Source organism: Parendozoicomonas haliclonae (assembly GCF_900174585.1).
GTDB classification, from domain to species: domain Bacteria; phylum Pseudomonadota; class Gammaproteobacteria; order Pseudomonadales; family Endozoicomonadaceae; genus Sansalvadorimonas; species Sansalvadorimonas haliclonae.
Genome location: NZ_FWPT01000001.1, coordinates 455882 through 473989, shown reverse-complemented (window position 1 = coordinate 473989; position 18108 = coordinate 455882). Strand labels below are relative to the sequence as shown.

Below are 18108 nucleotides of genomic sequence, written 5' to 3'. Positions count from 1 at the left end.
GAAAACACACATATAACAATAAAAACCCGGAGCCCCAGATGTCCTACAAATCCATTTTTCGGGACGACATTTTCAAAGACCGCACCATTATCGTCACCGGTGGCGGCAGTGGTATCGGCCGCTGCACGGCCCACGAGCTGGCTGCACTTGGTGCCAATGTAGTGATCGTAGGTCGTAAACAAGAGAAGCTGGATACCGTTGTCGCCGAGATTACCGAAGACGGTGGCAAGGTCAGCGCCTGGTCCATGGATATCCGCGATGAGGATGCAGTCAAGGCCACCATTGCCGAGATTGCCGAAACCTTCGGTGCCATTCACGGTCTGGTGAATAACGCCGGCGGCCAGTTCCCATCCCCAATGGAAATGATCAACAAGAAAGGCTTCGAGGCTGTAGTCGCCACCAATCTGACCGGTGGTTTCCTGGTGGCGAAAGAAGCTTACAACACCTCCATGCGCAAGCATGGCGGTGCGATCGTCAATATTACCGCCGACAACTGGGGCGGCATGCCCGGCATGGCGCATTCTGGTGCCGCTCGTGCCGGTATGGATAACCTGACCAAGACTGCGGCCTATGAATGGGGTCCAAACGGTGTGCGTGTAAATGCCGTAGCGCCGGGCTGGGTCGCTTCCAGCGGTATGGACACTTACGAAGGTGCAGTGAAAGCCATGATCCCAAAACTGCGCGACAGTGTTCCGCTGGGTCGTATGGCGACAGAAGCCGAGATCAGTTCCGTTATCTGCTTCCTGTTAAGCGATGCTGCGTCCTTTGTGAATGGCGACACTATCAAGGTAGACGGCGGTGCTCCACTGGGCAGCAATATCTGGCCGCTGCGCAAAGCCAATGGCAACAGTCAGGCCTGGGATGGCTTCCACCGTGCGGTGATGCCGGATGTTCTGAAACCAAAAGAAGAGAAGGAATAAGCCATGCCCGCAATAGAATCCCTCGTCGATACGGGCAGTCAAAGCTTCCAGGAAAACCGGGAAGCCATGGAACAACATGTTCGTGGCTTCCGGGCTTTGGAACAGGCCATTGAAGATAAAGCGTTCACCAAGAAGGCCAAGTACGAGAAACGCGGACAACTGCTGCCCCGGGAACGTCTGGAGCTGCTGATTGATCCGGATCGTCCATTTCTGGAACTGTCCTCCCTCGCCGGCTACAAAATGTACGGCGATAAAGATGGCACCTCTGCTGGCGGCAGTGCCATTACCGGTATCGGTTATGTGAGTGGTATTCGCTGCATCGTGATGGTGGACAACTATGCCATCAAGGGCGGAACCATTACCCCGATAGGTTTGCAAAAGCGTCTGCGTCTGCAGCAAATCGCCCTGGAAAACAAGTTGCCGATTGTCGCCTTGTCCCAGAGTGGGGGTGCCGATCTGAATCATGCGACTGAGACCTTCTCACCCGGTGGTCGTGCTTTCTACAATCAGGCGCGTATGTCCGCTGCCGGTATTCCCCAGATCACTGTCGTCCATGGCAGCGCTACCGCCGGCGGAGCCTATCAGCCGGGGCTTTCCGATTACACGATCATGGTTCGCAAACAGGCAACCATGTATCTGGCTGGCCCTCCCCTGCTGAAAGCCGCAACTGGTGAAATTGCTACCGACGAAGAGCTGGGTGGTGCCGAGATGCACTGCCAGACAGCCGGCACCGGTGAATATCTGGCCGAGAATGATGGCGATGCCATTCGTATCGTGCGGGAAATCATGTCTATGCTGCCCTGGGAAAAGAAACTGCCACCCAAAGCCGCTGTCGAGTTTGAAGAACCGCTTTACGGCATCGATGAGTTAATGGGTCTGGTGCCTGCTGATGCCAAGACACCTTATGACGTGCGGGAAGTCATCGCCCGTCTGGCGGATGGTTCACGCTTCCTGGAATTCAAAGGCGAATACGACCAGCAGACCATCTGTGGCCATCTCACTATTGAGGGTATGACCTGCGGCGTGATTGGCAATAACGGCCCGATTACCCCGGAAGGCGCCACCAAAGCGGCACAGTTTATTCACACCCTCGACCAGAGCGGCATCCCTCTGTTGTTCCTGCATAACACCACGGGCTTTATGGTCGGTACCGAAGTGGAACGAAAAGGCATTATTAAACACGGCTCCAAGATGATTCAGGCTGTGGCCAATGCCCGTATACCGCGCATCAGTATTGTGATCGGCGGTTCCTACGGTGCCGGTAACTATGCCATGTGTGGCCGCGGCTTTGATCCTCGCTTCCTGTTCGCCTGGCCTAACAGTACCACTGCGGTTATGGGTGCAGCCCAGGCCGGCAAGGTGCTGCGTATAGTCGCCGAGGCCAAGATGGAACGCATGGGTCAGCAGATGCCTGCCGAAATGATTGATGCTCTGGAACAGAAAACCGTTAAACAGATGGAGGACGGTTCCTCGGCTCTGGCCTGCACAGCCCGTCTTCTCGATGACGGACTGATAGACCCACGGGACACCCGCAAGATTCTTGCTTTGGTATTGGATATTTGTCGTACGGCTGAGGTTCGTGAGCTGAACAGCTCCACCTTTGGCGTTAGTCGTTTCTAAAAATAAGAACAACTCTGGAGAAACAGCATGAAATTTACCCAGGAACACAAAGAGCTGCAGCGCACCGTTCGCCAGTTTATCGATTCCGAAATGAACCCTTATACCGAGCAATGGGAAAAGGAAGGTCACTTCCCGGCTCATGAGCTGTACAAGAAGCTGGGCGATCTGGGCCTACTGGGTATCTCCAAGCCTGAAGAGTATGGTGGTCTGGGTCTGGATTACAGCTACCAGATGGCGTTTGCGGAAGAGCTGGGTACAGCCCGTGCTGGCGGCGCGGCCCTGGCGATTGGTGTTCAAACTGATATGGCGACCCCGGCACTGGCCAAGTTTGGTAGCCCGGAACTGAAAGAAGAGTTTCTTGCGCCAGCCATTCGTGGGGAAAAGGTCGCCTGTATCGGTGTGAGTGAGCCGGGCGCCGGTTCCGATGTTGCAGCACTAAAAACTACCGCCAAGAAAGACGGTGATGACTATGTGATCAATGGCACCAAGATGTGGATCACGACGTCTACCCAGGCTGACTTTATGTGCCTGCTGGCCAACACTTCCGACGACAAGGTTCACAAAAACAAGTCTCTGATCGTAGTGCCAATGGACACTCCGGGAATCAGCTTCTCCGACAAGCTCGACAAGATGGGCATGCGTTCATCGGATACTGCTCAGGTCTTCTTTGATGATGTCCGGGTACCTCAGCGTAACCGTATCGGTGCTGAAGGCACAGGCTTTATGATGCAGATGGTACAGTTTCAGGAAGAACGTTTGTTCGGCGCAGCTATGGCGGTTAAAGGTCTGGAACAGTGCATCAATGACACCATTACCTACTGCAAGGAACGCCACACCTTTGGTCAGCCACTGATCGACAATCAATACATTCACTTCCGTATGGCCGAGCTGCAGACAGAAGTGGAAGCTCTGCGCGCTCTGATTTATCAGGCCACTGAAACTTATGTGGGTGGTGGTGATGTTCTGCAGCTGGCTTCCATGGCCAAGCTCAAGGCCGGTCGTCTTAGCCGTGAAGTGACTGATGCCTGTCTGCAGTTCTGGGGCGGCATGGGTTACATGATGGAAAACGACGTAAACCGTGTATACCGAGATATGCGCCTGACTTCCATTGGCGGCGGTGCTGACGAGATCATGCTGGGCATTATCTGCAAAACCATGGGCATCTTGCCTGGCAAGCGCAAGTAAGGGAGAGGTTTATGTCCGATAAACATTCTCCTACGCAACCTTCTGCAGGATTGCCGGATTGCTCACACCTGCTGTTGTCTCGTATGGGTCCGGCACTGGTCGTGACCTTCAACCGACCTGAGGTGCGTAATGCCCTGAGTCTGGCAACAGTTGAAGAGCTGCTAAGCGTTTTTGATGCGGCATCGGTGAACCCGAAGATTCGCGCTATCGTTCTGCGCGGTGCAGGCGGCCACTTCTGTGCCGGTGGTGATATCAAGGATATGGCCAATATCCGCGCTGCGGCAGCCAAGGCCCAGAAAGAGGAAGGGAAAGAGCAAGGGGAAGATCCGTTCTTTTCCTTCAATCGCAGCTTTGGTCGCCTGCTGGAAGCGGCAGAACAGCTGCCACAGGCGGTTATCTGTGTGCTTGAAGGCACAGTGATGGGCGGAGGTTTTGGTCTGGCCTGCATTTCCGATCTGGCTCTGGCCCATAAAGATGCCCGCTTTGCCTTGCCGGAAACCAGCCTTGGAATTACTCCAGCCCAAATCGCTCCCTTTGTCGTGAAACGTATCGGCCTGACCCAAGCCAGACGACTGGCGTTGTTTGGTAACAAGCTGAGCGGTGAACAGGCAACGGAGCTGGGCATTGCCCATGAAGCGTTTGAGACTACCGAAGAGCTGGATCAGGCACTCCAGGATGCTCTTGGTCGTCTGGTGCGCTGTGCGCCGGGCGCCAATGCCACCACCAAAGCGCTGATGCTTTCTGTCGGCGAAAAGCCTATGCACGAATTGCTGGATGGTGCCGCTCGTGGGTTCTCTGCAGCGATCCAGGGACCGGAAGGTCAGGAAGGCACCATGGCTTTTGTCCAGAAGCGTCTACCGGCCTGGGCTGATTTTGAAAACAATCAGGAGGAAGAAAAATGACAACCAACACTTTCTCCACAGTATTGATCGCCAACCGTGGCGAAATTGCCTGCCGGGTTATCCGTACCGCCAAAGACAAAGGCTATCGGACGGTTGCCGTATTCAGTGAAGCCGATGCGGGTGCTCCCCATGTCGCCCTAGCCGATAAAGCTGTCTGCATTGGTGCCGCCCCGGTTGGTGAGTCCTACCTCAGCATTGCCAATATTATGGAGGCGATAAAGCTATCCGGTGCCGATGCTGTTCACCCCGGTTATGGATTCCTCTCCGAAAACGCTGAGTTTGCAGCCGCCTGTGCAGAGGCCGGTGTCGTGTTTATTGGCCCGCCCTCTTCTGCCGTCGCGCTGATGGGCAGCAAGCGGGAATCCAAGATTGCCATGCAGGCGGCGGGTGTACCCTGCATTCCTGGTTATCAGGGCGCTGAACAGGATGATGCGACGCTGCTTGCCGAGGCTGAGCGCGTTGGTTTTCCACTGATGGTCAAAGCCTCCGCCGGTGGTGGTGGCCGTGGTATGCGTCTGGTGATGGATAACGCTGATCTGGCCGAACAGATTCGCAGTGCCCGCAGTGAAGCCACCAGCGCCTTTGGCAGTGGTGAGCTGATTCTGGAACGGGCCATTCTGGAACCTCGTCACGTCGAGATTCAGGTCTTTGCTGATCAACAAGGCAATGTCGTTTACCTGGGCGAGCGGGACTGTTCCATCCAACGCCGTCATCAGAAGGTGGTTGAAGAAGCGCCTTCTCCGGCAGTGGATGAAACCCTGCGCCAACGTATGGGTGAAGCCGCCGTGCTGGCAGCAAAAAGCTGCAACTATGTCGGTGCCGGCACCGTAGAGTTTCTGCTGGATAAAGATGGTCAGTTCTACTTCCTTGAGATGAACACCCGTCTGCAGGTGGAACATCCGGTTACGGAATTGATAACTGGTACCGATCTGGTGGCCTGGCAGCTGGATATCGCGGCAGGTAAACCCTTGCCGCTGCAGCAGAATGAGATCACCCTGACCGGCCATGCCATGGAAGTGCGTCTCTATGCCGAAGACGCCACTAATAACTTTATGCCGCAGACAGGCCTGATCCAGCAGTGGCAGCCAGCCACAGGCGCAGGCGTACGGGTTGATGACGGTATCGTCTCCGGCCAGGAGGTCACACCGTTCTACGATCCAATGCTGGCCAAGGTGATTGCCTGGGGTGCTGACCGGGAAGAAGCTCGCCGTCGTTTGATTCGGGCGGTAGAAGATTCCCAACTGACCGGCGTGCATACCAACAAGCACTGGCTGGCCAGTATTCTCAAACACCAGAACTTTGCTGAAGGCGAAGCGACCACCGCTTTCCTTGAACACTTCGGGCAGGAAGAGAGCCTGCAGGCTGTACCTGCCGATCTGGGTTTGCTTGGTCTGGCTGGTTTGCTGCTGCGCAATCCACAGGCAGCCAACAACTGGCGCAGCACTGGCAGCAGTCGTTTTACCTGTGAGCTGACAACAGGCGAGAACAAATATGCCTTGTCCCTGACCAACTCTGTCGGCGATCTCTGGCAGGTTAACTGTGGTGAGGAAAGTGCTGAATTTTCTCTGCACCAGATCGACGGCACGCAGTGCATCTGCACATTAAATGGTGTTCGCCAGTCGATTTATTTCACCCGTGATAAAAACGAGATCTGGCTGGATAACGGCCGGGGCTGCTATCAGATCAGCAACCAGACTCTGGCTCCGGCCCAGGCTTCAGCCGGACAGGGTTCCGGTGATCTGCGCGCCAGTATGGACGGGCTGATTGTTGATGTTCTGGTGAACGAAGGCGATACGGTAATCCAGGGTCAGACTCTGGTAGTGCTGGAAGCCATGAAAATGGAACACCCGCTGAAAGCCGGTTGTGACGGTACTGTTGCCTCACTCAACGTTAATGCTGGGGAGCAGGTCAAACTGCGTCAACTGCTGGTAACCGTCGCAAAAGACGACAATGAGGCGGCATGAGTGACACTGTAGCGATTAGGCCACCAGCCGCAGCCATCGATGAGCAGTCGCCCCGGGAGCGGCTGCTCATGGCTGCCGCCAGTCTGTTCCGTAGCAAGGGTTATGACCGTACAACCGTTCGGGATATTGCCAACGAAGTAGGCATTCTGTCCGGCAGTATTTTTCATCACTTTCGCAACAAAGATGAAATCCTGCGGGCGGTGATGGCCGACTGCGTCGATACTCTGCTGATCAATATGGATAAGGCTCTGGCCAGTGCACAAACCCCGGAGCAGCGTTTGCGCGCCATGATCCGCTGTGAGCTGGAATCCATTCTTGGTGAGCAGGGCAACGCTCTGACCGTACTGGTGTTTGAGTGGCGAGCATTGTCTGAGGAAAGCAAGACCTCACTGCTGGCCAGCCGCAGTCAGTATGAACAGCTCTGGCATCACGAGCTGCAACTTGCTGAAGATGCCGGACTGGTGAAAGAGTCCATAGACCCTCTGATTCTGCGACGCTTCCTCGGTGGCGCCCTGTACTGGACCACCCACTGGTATCAGTCGGACGGTGATTACAATATCGATCAGCTGACCGAACAGGCTATGGCGCTGGTGATGAAGTAGCTGCCGTGCAGCCATACACCAGCGCCAGACAAAACAAAGAAGTAAAGGGAGTGCAATAAACACTATGCAAGAAGTCTCACTCAAGAACAGAACCATTTTTATTACTGGTGCCAGCCGTGGTATCGGCCGGGAGATAGCCCTGCGCTGCGCCCGGGAAGGTGCCAATATTGTGATTGCTGCCAAGTCCGACGAGCCACATCCCAAACTGCCGGGCACCATTCACTCGGTCGCGGAAGAAGTTGTAGAGGCTGGAGGTCAGGCTCTCGCGATCAAGGTGGACGTTCGTGATGAAGAGAGCGTCAAAGCGGCAGTCGCCAAAGCGGCCGAACATTTTGGCGGCATTGATGTGGTGATTAATAATGCCGGTGCTATCAGCCTGACGCCGGTGGAAGTCACCCCGGTGAAAAAATATGACCTGATGAACCAGATCAATTCCCGGGCGGTATTCGTCTGCTCCCAGGCAGCACTGCCATGGCTGAAGAAGTCCGAGTTCGGTGGTCATATTATCAATCTGTCACCACCGCTGAATCTGGATGAGAAATGGCTGAAGCCTTACGCCCCCTACACCCTGAGCAAGTACGGTATGACTCTGCTGACTCTGGGTATGTCCGGTGAGTTCCAGCGTTACGGGATTGCAGTTAACTCACTGTGGCCACGCACTACTATCGCAACTGCCGCGCTGAACAATGTTGGCGACAGCTCACTGAACGACCGCAGCCGTACACCTGCAATTATGGCAGACGCAGCACGGGAAATTTTGGTTACACCGGATCTGGCACTGACCGGTCAAACCCTTCTTGATGAAGATCTTCTTCGAGAGCGTGGTCATACGGAATTTGATCACTATGCCTATAACCCGGAAAAAGCTGATCAGCTGTTTCCGGATCTGTTTCTATAAATCGATCTTCTTCATCCAACTGGCGGCGGGCTTGCTGAATCAAAGCCTGCCGCTGGTCTTCCAGACGCCGCCACGCTGCCCTATTCACCGCCAGATCATCTTCGACCTGAGCCAGTTGACTGTCCAGCCATTTAGAAGCCAATCCCGTTCTTAGCAGATAGTACCCCACGGTTCCCAACAGGCTGCCTGCCACATAATGACTGGCATGGTTATAAGCATTCCAGCTGGTTGCGGAATACACCTTTGGAAAGTCTTTTGTCTTGGCAGAGGCATCCAGCACGGAAACCAGCCAGCCTGGGGCTGACACCAGAGCGCGGCTCCATAAATCCTGACTGAGCGTCCAGGTCAGAAATCCAACCACCTGCCCCACCCCAACAGACTCCAGCGCATACTGAACCCGTTTGGACAAAACCACCGTATTGCCAACATCCAGATAACGCATCACCTGCAACGCCAAAGCGAGAGAGAAGCCGGCATAGAGAGATTGCATCGGCATCTGATCACCAAACGCTCCCTCCTTCGCCATCACCTCACTCAACTGCCGGCTGAAAAAGGTCGTAACCAATCCATGGGTTATGGAAACCCCAATCCCACCAGCAACAGCGCCAAGAATATCCAGCTCATGGCTGTTGCCATAATGGCTTTTCAGCAGGGTGCTTAATTCATCAATCCGGTTAAGAACGGCTATTCGTTCCAAAGTTTTCTGGTGAGGCTCTTTGTAACCCAGCTGCTCGTAACGGGAGAGCGGATCCGGGTTCCAGCCCAGATCATTTCGACCCAGACCATAGCTGTCATCAGCAAAATATCCCTGCGCATCGGCACCAAACTCAGCCTGAGTGAAGGGGCTATAGAAAACACAGCAAAGACTGAACACAGCCATCAGCCCTGCAAATACCGCAGGCCGTACGCTTGGTAAATTTATAAGGAGAGTCATGCTCCCGTCCCGTTATTTTTTGCGTTTTGTTATCACGAGCGGGGAGTATAGAAGCCCTCAGGCACAATGCCTGCGGGCTTTAAAGGCACTTTGTAAGTGACCGGTAAGCGGGAGATAGCAACAGTAACTAATAACTTAATAATCTTCTGCCATCATCTTGCTGGTAATAAAGCCCACCACCGGCTTCGGAAGAATGCGGGCCAGACGAATCAGCCAGCGCATGGGGAAAGGGAACAGGTAATCCCGCTTCTCCTTTTCCATGGCATAAATAATGTGATCAGCAGCAGCCTGCTCGGAGATTTCCATAGGGGCCGGAATACCATCTGCCGCGACCCGCTCCGTCGCTACAAAACCCGGATAAACACTGACAAAGCGGATATTCCAGGGAGCCAGCTCGATTCGGCAGGTATCCATCAACATCCGGCCGGCGGCTTTGGCTGCCGAGTAAGGCCCTTGCTGGGGCAGCCCCAGAAACCCGGCCAGGGAATTGGTATGGGCAATCAGGCCATACTTTTGCGTCTTCATCTGGGCAATTAGCGGAATCAGACCGTTGACCAACGTATCGTAATTCAACCGCATATTGCCACAGACCGCCTCGGCGGTTTCCGTAGCCATATTAAAGGAGGGACCATCACCAATATTCAGCAGTGCGGCATCAATAGAACCGAACTTCGTCACAGTCAGATCAACAACATTCTGCATCTGGGCAGCATCGAGGGCATCAGCCGGCAAGGCCAGACATTCCCCACCCGCTGTTGTTATCTCCCTGGCCAGATCGTCCAGAAGCTCCTTTCGGCGAGCTGTGACGACAACTCTGTTTCCCTGTTGGCCCAGTTTGAGGGCAACACTGCGCCCGATACCTGAAGAGGCACCGGCGACCAAAACGGTCTTGTTACGAAGTTCCATGGCAGAAGATAACTCTTATTATTGCTTTAGATGAAACCATCGTACCAAAACAAGACTGCATTAACAGTTAATCCTGCTCAATCAATCGATCCAGTCCGCCCTTCAATGAGTCGGAAAGCGGCTGTTGAAACTCAGCATCCGGAAGAGTGTGTGGATCAATACCACAAATATGACAAATCCGCTCCCGGGCACCTTTCACAACTTCATGCCCTTCATGGATAGCATCCCGTGCTCTGTCAAAATCCATCATGCCAATATCCATCACCCGTGGAGACAGCAGAATATCCGGCGGATCACCTGCCATCCGGCTGCGAGTAATACGATCCTGCATAATGTTAATGGAGGCCGCCATCACCTCCATAATACCGGGATAATCCTGTTCATGTTCATCATGGCTGCCGGAGCTGACAAACCAGCTTTTGATCCGGTCAATCGCCCCCAGCTCTTCCCCCGGCTCAGCAATAATCTGGGGCTTGGTCGGTTCATGGGGGGTCTGGGCATGACGGGAAACCAGGTGGGTGTTCAGATCAACGGCAATAATAATATCGGCCCCCAGGGCACGGCAGAGTGAGACAGGCACCGGATTGACCAAACCGCCATCGATCATCCATCGCCCTTCATTGCTGACCGGGCGGAACAGCCCCGGGAAGGTGCAGGAAGCACGTACGGCATCCAGAACCTTGCCAGTTCGCAGCCAGTGTTCCTGTCCGGTACTGAGCTCTGTCGCAACGGCACCAAAGACACAGGGCATCTCTTCGATATCCCGATCGATACCGGACTCACGGAAAAAGCTCAGCAGCTTATCGCCACGCACCAGTCCACCGGCAAAGCTGACATCGAGCAGTCCCCAGACTTCACGCCAGTTAAGCGAAAGCACCCAGTCTTCAAACTCGTCCAGATAACCCATGCAGGCAATCGCACCGACAAACGAACCGACTGAACAACCGGCAATCACATCCGGCTCTATGCCCATGGCATGCAGCTCTTTCAGCACACCAATATGCGCCCAGCCTCGGGCCGAACCGGAGCCCAGCGCAATACCCACTTTCTTGCCGTTCAACATACCCACTTCTCCCTGTAGACCTGAGGGCTGAAGTTGTTATTCAACAACCGAATCGATCTTTGAGCAAACTTGCGATTGGTCATTTTGTGACTAATTTCGATCCTAAGCAAAAAACGATAGGAGGTGTGCCTGCGAGATGAGGTTGTCTGTGACATTACGCTCAGAACTGCAGAGTGAAAATAAGGTGCGGCTCTTTCTGCTGCGTGTTGTACTGATAACACCTCTTCTGTTTGTAGTCTCAGACCTTAATGCCAAAACCTCAGCTTATAAGCTACCGCAGCCCAAAGCCTCTACAGGTAAGCTGCGAGTAAACCCGCGCCCGGACAAAACAAATGCTGATGTGGCGCTGCCAGCGTCTTATACACCCAACCTGAATATTCATAACGACCCAGACACACGACATAATGTTAATATCTGGAATCAGGTACCGGACAGCCTGATACGCAGTGGGCAGTTTTACGCCTCGCCCCCCTCTCTGTCTAAACAGGCAATGTCACTCGCCATCTCTGATTTGCTGATCCCCGGTTCTCTGCTGGTGAGCAGTCATTTCCTGCTGGGCTTCTTAAACCGTCAGATGATGCAGACCATTCCCAGCGAAAGCCTTAGGGGAATGAGCTATCCCCTGCTGGCCTATATCTGGCAGGAACAAATGATCCCGTCAGAAAGCTGGATGGAGAAGATCATTAACCTGTTTCCACCTTTGCTTGATGGAGCCATGATTCTGGCCTCCCGCACCCAGTACTGGGCTGGACTATGGACCCATACCATTCGTGAACTGCTTGCTCTGTACACAACCGCCTATATGCTGAGTAAGCCTCTGCTGCGTGAATATGAACTGTGGCAAACCCAGCATCAGCGGCAAATCACTCTTGATAACGCGCCGGAGCTTGAGAACACTCTCAATATACTGCTGGAACGCTACTGCCCTGTAGAAGAGCCTGCCCGCAACCGGCTGACCCTTACCTTTCAACAACGCTGCCCTCAACAACCAATCATTGAAGAAGGAAATAACGCGCCCTTCACAAAGGCTTTAAAAGCTCTGTACCATAAAGCCTGCGAGCTGGGCACCTCAGCATTACAACTCTATCCAGCCGATTATAATGGTCAGGCAAGGCTATTTGTTCGCTGGAAAACCGGAGACTTCTGGACCTACCCGCAGCCAGTAGAACTACCGGAGATACACAACAAGTGGTGGACGACGCTGGTCAGTGAGCACTATTTTGAGAGCAGCTTTCAAAATAGCGAGCAAATAAAACGACTGGCCGACCCTCTCTCGATCGAGGTGCTAAACCGTATTGCCGGTCGTACCAGTCAGCCGGCCCCATCACTGGATGCCTTTCTGGTACAACACCAGCACGGCCAACAGCTGGGTATTCTATCCGGAACAGGACACGCCAATATCTGGCTGACCCAGCCAGATTCCGCGCTATTCTCAACCAACGACAATCGCCTGCCACTGATCACCCTGCAAAGTGCACCGCCATTTCAGGGAGAGACGAAACAGCTTCAACAGCACCTTAAGCAACCGCTATTGCCGGGATGGGCGCAACTGCCCTGGCAAGTGACCAGAGTCGCTCTGTTTACCAAACTGAGACTCTGGGCCTGGCAGAAAGGGCTACGCGCCGGTGACAACCTGGAAGCCTGGTTTACCTTTCCTGGCGCGTATATGGATTGGGATACTCTGCAACCTCCCGGCCATGCCCGGCGGATAAGGGTTCGATTGAGCGACGGAAAATATATGACCGGAAACCTGGTCTGCTCGACGCGAGGAGACGGTCGCTCGCTGATCGTTGTTTATCATCCAACTAAAGATACATCCGACCGTCTGGCTAATGCCGGACTCCTGACTCTGGATGAACAGGGACAAGCCACAGTGCTTGGGAAATACCTGAATGACCGGGGCTATGATGTCTTTTTTCCAGAATACCGTGGCTACCGAAACGATTTAAAGCCAGTCAACCGTAAACAGTTTTTGAACGATGCCGTTCGTTTCTTTGATCATATATCCGCAGACTATGACCGCATCAGTGTGATTGGCTACTCCATTGGCACAGGTGCAGCCAGCCACGTGGCGCATGTACGTGGAGAAGCTATTGAACGGTTGATTCTTCTGGCTCCGTTTCAGGAGCTTCGCGATGTCGGCAGGCAATTGATTGGTATCGTGCCACCCAACTGGTGTTTACGATTCAATATGAATAATCGGGCTGAGTTGATGAAAACAGAGATTCCTGTGCATATTTTTCATGGCAGTCGGGACCGCTTGATACCCGCCCGAAGCAGTCAGCACATGTTCGACTATCTAAGAGAGAACAGCACCAACAAAGCCCTGAACTATCACCTGATTGAAGGTCAGGGGCACAATAAAATTCTTACGGACCCGAGCCTGATGAGTCGAATCATGGATATCTTTTCTGCTCAAAGGTGAACTCAGGACTGCTCGTACAGCTCCAGAGGCAACCCATCCGGATCAGCAAAGAAGGTAAACCGGCAGCCGGTTAACTCGTCCACCCTGACCGGCTCACAGATCACTCCTCGTTTCGCAAGTGTAGCGATAAGCTGATCGATTTCTTCAACCTGAAAGGCCAGATGACGAAGCCCACAGGCTTCAGGATAACTGGGTCGTACAGGGCTATTGGGGAAAGAAAACAGTTCAATCTGCCGCCCATCCGGCAGTTCGAGATCCAGCTTCCAGGAATCCCGCTCAGCCCGATAGGTTTCTCGAATAATGGAAAGCCCGAGTGTGGAGACATAGAACGCACGGGAACGCTGATAGTCTGAGCAGATAATCGCAATATGATGTACGCCTTTCAGCATGGTGCTATTCCTGCCAGCCTGTTATGTAATCTGATTAGCGAATCTACATTTCTCAGTCAGATACGTACACTCTGAAAAAGGCATTTCATCAAGCAAATACCATAAACAAGCTGCTCTTGTGTTTTCATGGAAATACACGACGACACACTTACATAACGCTAAAAACCTCGGCATACTGACCAAACCAATTGAGCATCATTAACACATCGATCATTTGATGGCAGAAATCAAAGGGCGGTAGCGTTCTCTTCGTTTCGTAATGCCTGAAAATCTTCTAATTGAAAACAGCCCACTCTTGAAACAATGGTAATCAGAAAAATAACTCTCGATGAAATTCAGGGTGTTTTCCAATTGATTGGAGAGTTCAACCGTAAGCCCGCCCCTGATCCCTCGACAGAGAAGGTAGAACAGATTTTCCATCAGCTCACCCAGAGTGGAGGTTTTGTTGTCGGCGCATTTGATAATGACAGGATGATTGGCACCTGCACATTCAATCTGTGTCATAACTTCAGCTGGTCCGGAGCACCTTTTGCCATGCTGGAGAATATGGTCATCACTGAAGCTTACCGCAACAAAGGCATAGGCAAGGCGATGATGGCGTTTATCGATCAGGAGTGTCTTCGGTTGGGATGCTACAAGGTTATGGTAACAACCGGAGTGCAGCGTGAAGCTGCGATAAGGTTCTATCAATCGGCTGGATACCAAGCCAATAAAGCCGGACTGCAAAAGCGATTTTAGAACCGTAGGCCAAGTGTGCCTGACAAGCAGGAATGGTTACATCACACTGCAGCCATTGACTACGAGAAACTTTTCTTCATTGCTCATCATTTTATGATTATCTATTGCCTCCCAGTAAGAATCTCTCGACAGAAAGCAGCGCGTTCTTTTTCTTTCATAGGAAAGAAGCAGTGAGTCTGCACATAAAGCATCCTTGGCTAAGGGAAGCAGCTTGAGGCTAGACAACACATCAGCTGCCCTGCTGATTGGAAATTCAAGACATTTTTCAAGCGCATTACTCATATTTAAAAAATGAATTTGAGCATTCCAGGAACTCAGCACTCCGCTGAACGTGGATATTGAATGCTTGCTTAGAAGGTTGAGACACACAGGCACAACAACTGTTCTATTCAGCGAATCCTTAACCTGTTTCAGCCGGTCATCACTACTGAATGGGTGATAGTCTCCAAGAAATTGTTTGGATAATTGATACGCACTGACGAAGGCATTAATTTCTGTACCTATGGATGATCGCTTATTTTTACAATACGCCTTGGTTAATTGCTTCATTTCCTGAAGATACTTCCCTGCCTCTTTAATTGAGCTCACCCCTTTCAAGAAGTGCATTGTATACATCATGGAATGCAGGAGTATCGGATCGTAATCCGTTAGCAATACAACATCTATACCCTCCATTTCAGGCAGGATGGAAGTGAGGGATGACTCACCAACCACCATGGCAGCTTTGATACCGCTCCCGATAGAAAAGTTATGCGCCTTTATCTGTTCAATGGTGTTCCGGAAATCGAGATCAAATGTCCCACTGCCGCAATTGGGGAACTCATTACTAAACCAGAAATGACACTCAGATTTATGCCCCCCCGCACGTTGCATATCTGTAATGCTATGGATCATCGGCACAGGGAAGGTTTCGAGTAGCTTATGCGTCAGTCCGGTAAGAGCCTGCCTTTCACTCCGAGATTCCAAATTGCCATTACGGTCTGATGTTTGAGTGCTCAGCGCAGATGCTGCTTTGCGTGACTGGAGACTCTTTTCTGACACGTCTTTGCGGGGTGTGACGGCTTCTTCTAAGGGCAGGTATTTTGCACATTGGCTATCGGGCAACATAACAACCGGTGATGTTGTGTTGTGTGACGTATTTCCAGTTCCGAATCCAGTGGGATTAGGGTTTGAATTTAACTCGATTTGCCGTTCCATCGTTGCATGCTCTGAGTGAATGAAATAGTGATGACACGCGAGGGAAGTGACTGGTTCTTTAGTTAGTCAGATTTCCTGACAGGCTTGTTATTGCCCGAAAAGAGCAATAGTGTGAAGAAAAAACTGAAAGAAAATATATGAAGTACAAGGTAATTGAAGCCTACACCTCAGCCTACCCTGATCCTATTTCGTTCAAGGCTGGCGAAGAGTTAACCACTGGCAGGCTTGATGATGAATATCCAGGCTGGATTCGTATCACCACGCAGTGTGGCAACGAGGGCTGGGCGCCGGTGCAATATATTAATGCAACGGTAAAACCGGCCTTGGGGCTGTGTGATTACGAGGCCACCGAGCTGACCACTCAGACGGACCTGGTTCTTTCGGTTATGAAAACACTGAATGAGTGGGCCTGGGCTGAAACACCACAGGGAGAGAAAGGCTGGGTTCCGCTTTCAACACTTGCAGCGTTGGAGTAGGTAAGCCGTCCCACAAATAATCAAAGCCAAAAGAATAAAAACGAGTGTGAGAATTATATGGATTTTGATATTACCAATCTGATCAATGAATATATGACAGAACTGGAGTCGATGCCCTTACCGGTACTTCTCATCATTATTGCCGTTAGTATTGTTTTCGTTTTCATCCCTTCTCTTCTAGCTCTGTTATTTAATAGAAGACACTTCAAGCTGATTTTGGCAGCGAATATCCCGGCAGCATTTTCCACCGTTGCCTGGTTCGGCCTTATCGTCTGGGCAGTAACGGGCAAAGTCTGGGAACGAAAGCCAAAGCAGGCTGCACCAGAGAGTTGAAATATGACGTGTAACCATGGCATGGCTTTAACATGACAATGCCAATAAGCTGTTCAGGGGTTCAGGCCAGCAATAATGACAAGATATAAAATGGTATCGTGATCTTCTGCACCAATGTTATGAATAGTAGAAAGCCGCCCGTAAAAGTCTGTCCGGTTGTTATCCGCAAGAGAAACGACACTTTCGAGATACTGGCATTTAGGCATCCACTTGCTGGTACCCAGCTGGTTAAAGGCACTCTTGAGCCTAATGAGGACATCATCCCCGCCGCCTATCGTGAACTGTGGGAAGAGTCGGGCATCAACGAAGTTACCAACAGCAAGTACCTTGGCTCCTGTTATATGCCAGCAAAGGATCAGTTCTGGCACTTTATTCTTTGCCATGTTGCACCGCAGCCTAATCACTGGAATCACTACTGCCTTGATGATGGCGGCCATGATTTCGCCTTCTTCTGGCACCCTCTTGATCAGGCAGCAGATAACAGCTGGCATCCGGTTTTTATTCAGGCGCTGAGCTGGATACGCCAGCATATTCTCGCTACAGAACCAGAACTCAGTTAGCTCAAAAGGATAAGGCCATGGATTCAATCACCGCCGCTCAGGCTGATATGCGAAAAGCCTACGAACAAAGCACCAAGCCTGTTAATGCCGAGCCTGCAGCATGAACAGACTGTGCTTTGTTTCTTTATTGCTTATAGCTTTCACTCTGCCGACGACGGCGGGTGAAATATACAAATACAAGAATCCCGATGGTAGCTTTACCTTTACGGACAAAAAAGCCTCCGGAAAACTCTTGGAAACCCGCAAGGCTTCCGAACCAGAATCCCCCGAACATACGGTGAGAGCCTGGCGAACAACAACCGAGGCAGGCCATGGCCTCGCGGTGTACAACAGCTTTTACGCCCCCGTAAGCCTGACCATTACCAGCAAGGCCGGCTTGATTTTATACAGCGGAGTGATTGCCCCTCAGCAACAGGCGGTTGTTGAGGAAAGACCGGAACCGTATCCGTCTTTTCGCTACTACTGGATCATGGGGGATACCGATAGCGAACCAGACGGTACACTCTATGGCATCCCTTTCTCGTCCCCCTATAAACACAGAGTGTCGCAGGGTTTTAACGGCAGCTTTACCCACAACACGCCATCCTCACAGCATGCTATCGATATTGCTCTACCAATTGGCACCAATATTGTTGCTGCCAGAGAAGGCGTGGTTGTTTATACCCAGAACGATTATGTCTTTTCTGGGCAGAGCAGTTACTTTCTTGATAAGGCCAATCAGGTCGTCATTCTTCATCAAGATGGCACCCTCGCAACCTATGCTCATCTGCTGCAGGGTTCTCTGAAGGTGAAACCGGGTGATCTGGTGAAACAGGGGGAACTGCTTGGCCGCTCCGGCACCTCCGGCTATTCCACCGGCCCGCATCTGCACTTTGTGATCCGCCGGAACAAGGATGACCAACAAGTGTCGGTGCCATTCCAGTTTGCAGGAAAAGACGGAGCGCAATTTACGCCCCGTTATAAAAATATGCTCTGTTCTGTATGCGAGTGAGCGAA

The 18108-nt window shown here is 52.1% G+C and carries 17 protein-coding genes; 13 read left to right on the top strand and 4 right to left on the bottom strand.

Going from position 1 to position 18108, the window contains the following annotated elements:
* The first annotated feature begins 38 nt into the window (after positions 1 to 38).
* From EHSB41UT_RS02300 to EHSB41UT_RS02270, 7 genes are all read left to right on the top strand, one after another.
* On the top strand, positions 39 to 920 hold the full coding sequence (locus EHSB41UT_RS02300) for an SDR family oxidoreductase (protein ID WP_087106479.1): 882 nt from the start codon (positions 39 to 41) through the stop codon (positions 918 to 920).
* 3 nt (positions 921 to 923) lie between these two features.
* A complete protein-coding gene (locus EHSB41UT_RS02295; RefSeq protein ID WP_087106477.1) occupies positions 924 to 2540 on the top strand; it encodes an acyl-CoA carboxylase subunit beta in 1617 nt (538 codons plus the stop codon).
* 27 nt (positions 2541 to 2567) lie between these two features.
* Positions 2568 to 3725 (top strand): acyl-CoA dehydrogenase family protein, encoded by a 1158-nt coding sequence (locus tag EHSB41UT_RS02290; protein ID WP_087106475.1) that lies wholly within the window; start codon positions 2568 to 2570, stop codon positions 3723 to 3725.
* Positions 3726 to 3736: 11 nt separating this feature from the next.
* Positions 3737 to 4627 carry an enoyl-CoA hydratase/isomerase family protein gene (locus EHSB41UT_RS02285; RefSeq protein WP_087106473.1) on the top strand — a complete coding sequence of 297 codons (891 nt, stop codon included), beginning with the start codon at positions 3737 to 3739 and terminating at the stop codon, positions 4625 to 4627.
* The gene (locus tag EHSB41UT_RS02280) at positions 4624 to 6591 is read left to right on the top strand and encodes an acetyl/propionyl/methylcrotonyl-CoA carboxylase subunit alpha (RefSeq protein WP_087106471.1); all 1968 of its coding nucleotides are present in this window, start codon (positions 4624 to 4626) and stop codon (positions 6589 to 6591) included. The genes EHSB41UT_RS02285 and EHSB41UT_RS02280 overlap by 4 nt, the downstream gene beginning before the upstream one ends.
* The gene (locus EHSB41UT_RS02275; RefSeq protein WP_087106469.1) at positions 6588 to 7193 is read left to right on the top strand and encodes a TetR/AcrR family transcriptional regulator; all 606 of its coding nucleotides are present in this window, start codon (positions 6588 to 6590) and stop codon (positions 7191 to 7193) included. The genes EHSB41UT_RS02280 and EHSB41UT_RS02275 overlap by 4 nt, the downstream gene beginning before the upstream one ends.
* Before the next feature lie 64 nt (positions 7194 to 7257).
* On the top strand, positions 7258 to 8091 hold the full coding sequence (locus EHSB41UT_RS02270) for an SDR family oxidoreductase (protein WP_087106467.1): 834 nt from the start codon (positions 7258 to 7260) through the stop codon (positions 8089 to 8091).
* 1069 nt (positions 8092 to 9160) lie between these two features.
* On the opposite strand, the gene EHSB41UT_RS02265 is transcribed toward EHSB41UT_RS02270, so the two are convergent.
* Together EHSB41UT_RS02265 and rssA are read right to left on the bottom strand one after the other, a co-directional pair.
* The gene (locus EHSB41UT_RS02265) at positions 9161 to 9931 is read right to left on the bottom strand and encodes an SDR family NAD(P)-dependent oxidoreductase (protein ID WP_087106465.1); all 771 of its coding nucleotides are present in this window, start codon (positions 9929 to 9931) and stop codon (positions 9161 to 9163) included.
* Between the two features lie 67 nt (positions 9932 to 9998).
* Positions 9999 to 10994: a patatin-like phospholipase RssA gene (gene rssA, locus EHSB41UT_RS02260; protein ID WP_087106463.1), complete on the bottom strand. Its 996-nt coding sequence runs from the start codon at positions 10992 to 10994 to the stop codon at positions 9999 to 10001.
* A gap of 148 nt (positions 10995 to 11142) precedes the next feature.
* On the opposite strand from rssA, the gene EHSB41UT_RS02255 reads away from it, so the two are divergent.
* Positions 11143 to 13419 carry an alpha/beta hydrolase gene (locus EHSB41UT_RS02255; RefSeq protein ID WP_133060362.1) on the top strand — a complete coding sequence of 759 codons (2277 nt, stop codon included), beginning with the start codon at positions 11143 to 11145 and terminating at the stop codon, positions 13417 to 13419.
* Positions 13420 to 13421: 2 nt separating this feature from the next.
* Here EHSB41UT_RS02255 and gloA2 read toward each other — a convergent pair whose 3' ends face one another.
* Complete coding sequence (gene gloA2, locus EHSB41UT_RS02250) at positions 13422 to 13808, bottom strand: SMU1112c/YaeR family gloxylase I-like metalloprotein (RefSeq protein ID WP_087106460.1); 387 nt, start codon at positions 13806 to 13808, stop codon at positions 13422 to 13424.
* A gap of 303 nt (positions 13809 to 14111) precedes the next feature.
* On the opposite strand from gloA2, the gene EHSB41UT_RS02245 reads away from it, so the two are divergent.
* The gene (locus EHSB41UT_RS02245) at positions 14112 to 14546 is read left to right on the top strand and encodes a GNAT family N-acetyltransferase (protein ID WP_087106458.1); all 435 of its coding nucleotides are present in this window, start codon (positions 14112 to 14114) and stop codon (positions 14544 to 14546) included.
* A gap of 36 nt (positions 14547 to 14582) precedes the next feature.
* Here EHSB41UT_RS02245 and EHSB41UT_RS02240 read toward each other — a convergent pair whose 3' ends face one another.
* Positions 14583 to 15743: a hypothetical protein gene (locus EHSB41UT_RS02240; RefSeq protein ID WP_133060361.1), complete on the bottom strand. Its 1161-nt coding sequence runs from the start codon at positions 15741 to 15743 to the stop codon at positions 14583 to 14585.
* Between the two features lie 137 nt (positions 15744 to 15880).
* Here EHSB41UT_RS02240 and EHSB41UT_RS02235 point away from each other — a divergent pair, with 137 nt between their 5' ends.
* The 4 genes from EHSB41UT_RS02235 to EHSB41UT_RS02220 all read left to right on the top strand — a co-directional run bounded on the left by EHSB41UT_RS02235 (position 15881) and on the right by EHSB41UT_RS02220 (position 18103).
* A complete protein-coding gene (locus EHSB41UT_RS02235; protein WP_087106454.1) occupies positions 15881 to 16219 on the top strand; it encodes an SH3 domain-containing protein in 339 nt (112 codons plus the stop codon).
* 57 nt (positions 16220 to 16276) lie between these two features.
* A complete protein-coding gene (locus EHSB41UT_RS02230) occupies positions 16277 to 16552 on the top strand; it encodes a superinfection immunity protein (protein ID WP_207626539.1) in 276 nt (91 codons plus the stop codon).
* Positions 16553 to 16671: 119 nt separating this feature from the next.
* Positions 16672 to 17112 (top strand): NUDIX hydrolase, encoded by a 441-nt coding sequence (locus EHSB41UT_RS02225; protein ID WP_087106883.1) that lies wholly within the window; start codon positions 16672 to 16674, stop codon positions 17110 to 17112.
* A gap of 100 nt (positions 17113 to 17212) precedes the next feature.
* Positions 17213 to 18103 (top strand): peptidoglycan DD-metalloendopeptidase family protein, encoded by an 891-nt coding sequence (locus tag EHSB41UT_RS02220; protein WP_087106452.1) that lies wholly within the window; start codon positions 17213 to 17215, stop codon positions 18101 to 18103.
* Positions 18104 to 18108: the final 5 nt, after the last annotated feature.

What these genes read in the sequence shown, in the direction of transcription:
- EHSB41UT_RS02300 (WP_087106479.1), top strand. Translation starts at nt 39, where the DNA reads ATGTCCTACAAATCCATTTTTCGGGACGACATTTTCAAAGACCGCACC.
- EHSB41UT_RS02295 (WP_087106477.1), top strand. Translation starts at nt 924, where the DNA reads ATGCCCGCAATAGAATCCCTCGTCGATACGGGCAGTCAAAGCTTCCAG.
- EHSB41UT_RS02290 (WP_087106475.1), top strand. Translation starts at nt 2,568, where the DNA reads ATGAAATTTACCCAGGAACACAAAGAGCTGCAGCGCACCGTTCGCCAG.
- EHSB41UT_RS02285 (WP_087106473.1), top strand. Translation starts at nt 3,737, where the DNA reads ATGTCCGATAAACATTCTCCTACGCAACCTTCTGCAGGATTGCCGGAT.
- EHSB41UT_RS02280 (WP_087106471.1), top strand. Translation starts at nt 4,624, where the DNA reads ATGACAACCAACACTTTCTCCACAGTATTGATCGCCAACCGTGGCGAA.
- EHSB41UT_RS02275 (WP_087106469.1), top strand. Translation starts at nt 6,588, where the DNA reads ATGAGTGACACTGTAGCGATTAGGCCACCAGCCGCAGCCATCGATGAG.
- EHSB41UT_RS02270 (WP_087106467.1), top strand. Translation starts at nt 7,258, where the DNA reads ATGCAAGAAGTCTCACTCAAGAACAGAACCATTTTTATTACTGGTGCC.
- EHSB41UT_RS02265 (WP_087106465.1), bottom strand. Translation starts at nt 9,931, where the DNA reads ATGGAACTTCGTAACAAGACCGTTTTGGTCGCCGGTGCCTCTTCAGGT.
- rssA (WP_087106463.1), bottom strand. Translation starts at nt 10,994, where the DNA reads ATGTTGAACGGCAAGAAAGTGGGTATTGCGCTGGGCTCCGGTTCGGCC.
- gloA2 (WP_087106460.1), bottom strand. Translation starts at nt 13,808, where the DNA reads ATGCTGAAAGGCGTACATCATATTGCGATTATCTGCTCAGACTATCAG.
- EHSB41UT_RS02245 (WP_087106458.1), top strand. Translation starts at nt 14,112, where the DNA reads ATGGTAATCAGAAAAATAACTCTCGATGAAATTCAGGGTGTTTTCCAA.
- EHSB41UT_RS02240 (WP_133060361.1), bottom strand. Translation starts at nt 15,743, where the DNA reads ATGGAACGGCAAATCGAGTTAAATTCAAACCCTAATCCCACTGGATTC.
- EHSB41UT_RS02235 (WP_087106454.1), top strand. Translation starts at nt 15,881, where the DNA reads ATGAAGTACAAGGTAATTGAAGCCTACACCTCAGCCTACCCTGATCCT.
- EHSB41UT_RS02230 (WP_207626539.1), top strand. Translation starts at nt 16,277, where the DNA reads ATGGATTTTGATATTACCAATCTGATCAATGAATATATGACAGAACTG.
- EHSB41UT_RS02225 (WP_087106883.1), top strand. Translation starts at nt 16,672, where the DNA reads ATGAATAGTAGAAAGCCGCCCGTAAAAGTCTGTCCGGTTGTTATCCGC.
- EHSB41UT_RS02220 (WP_087106452.1), top strand. Translation starts at nt 17,213, where the DNA reads ATGAACAGACTGTGCTTTGTTTCTTTATTGCTTATAGCTTTCACTCTG.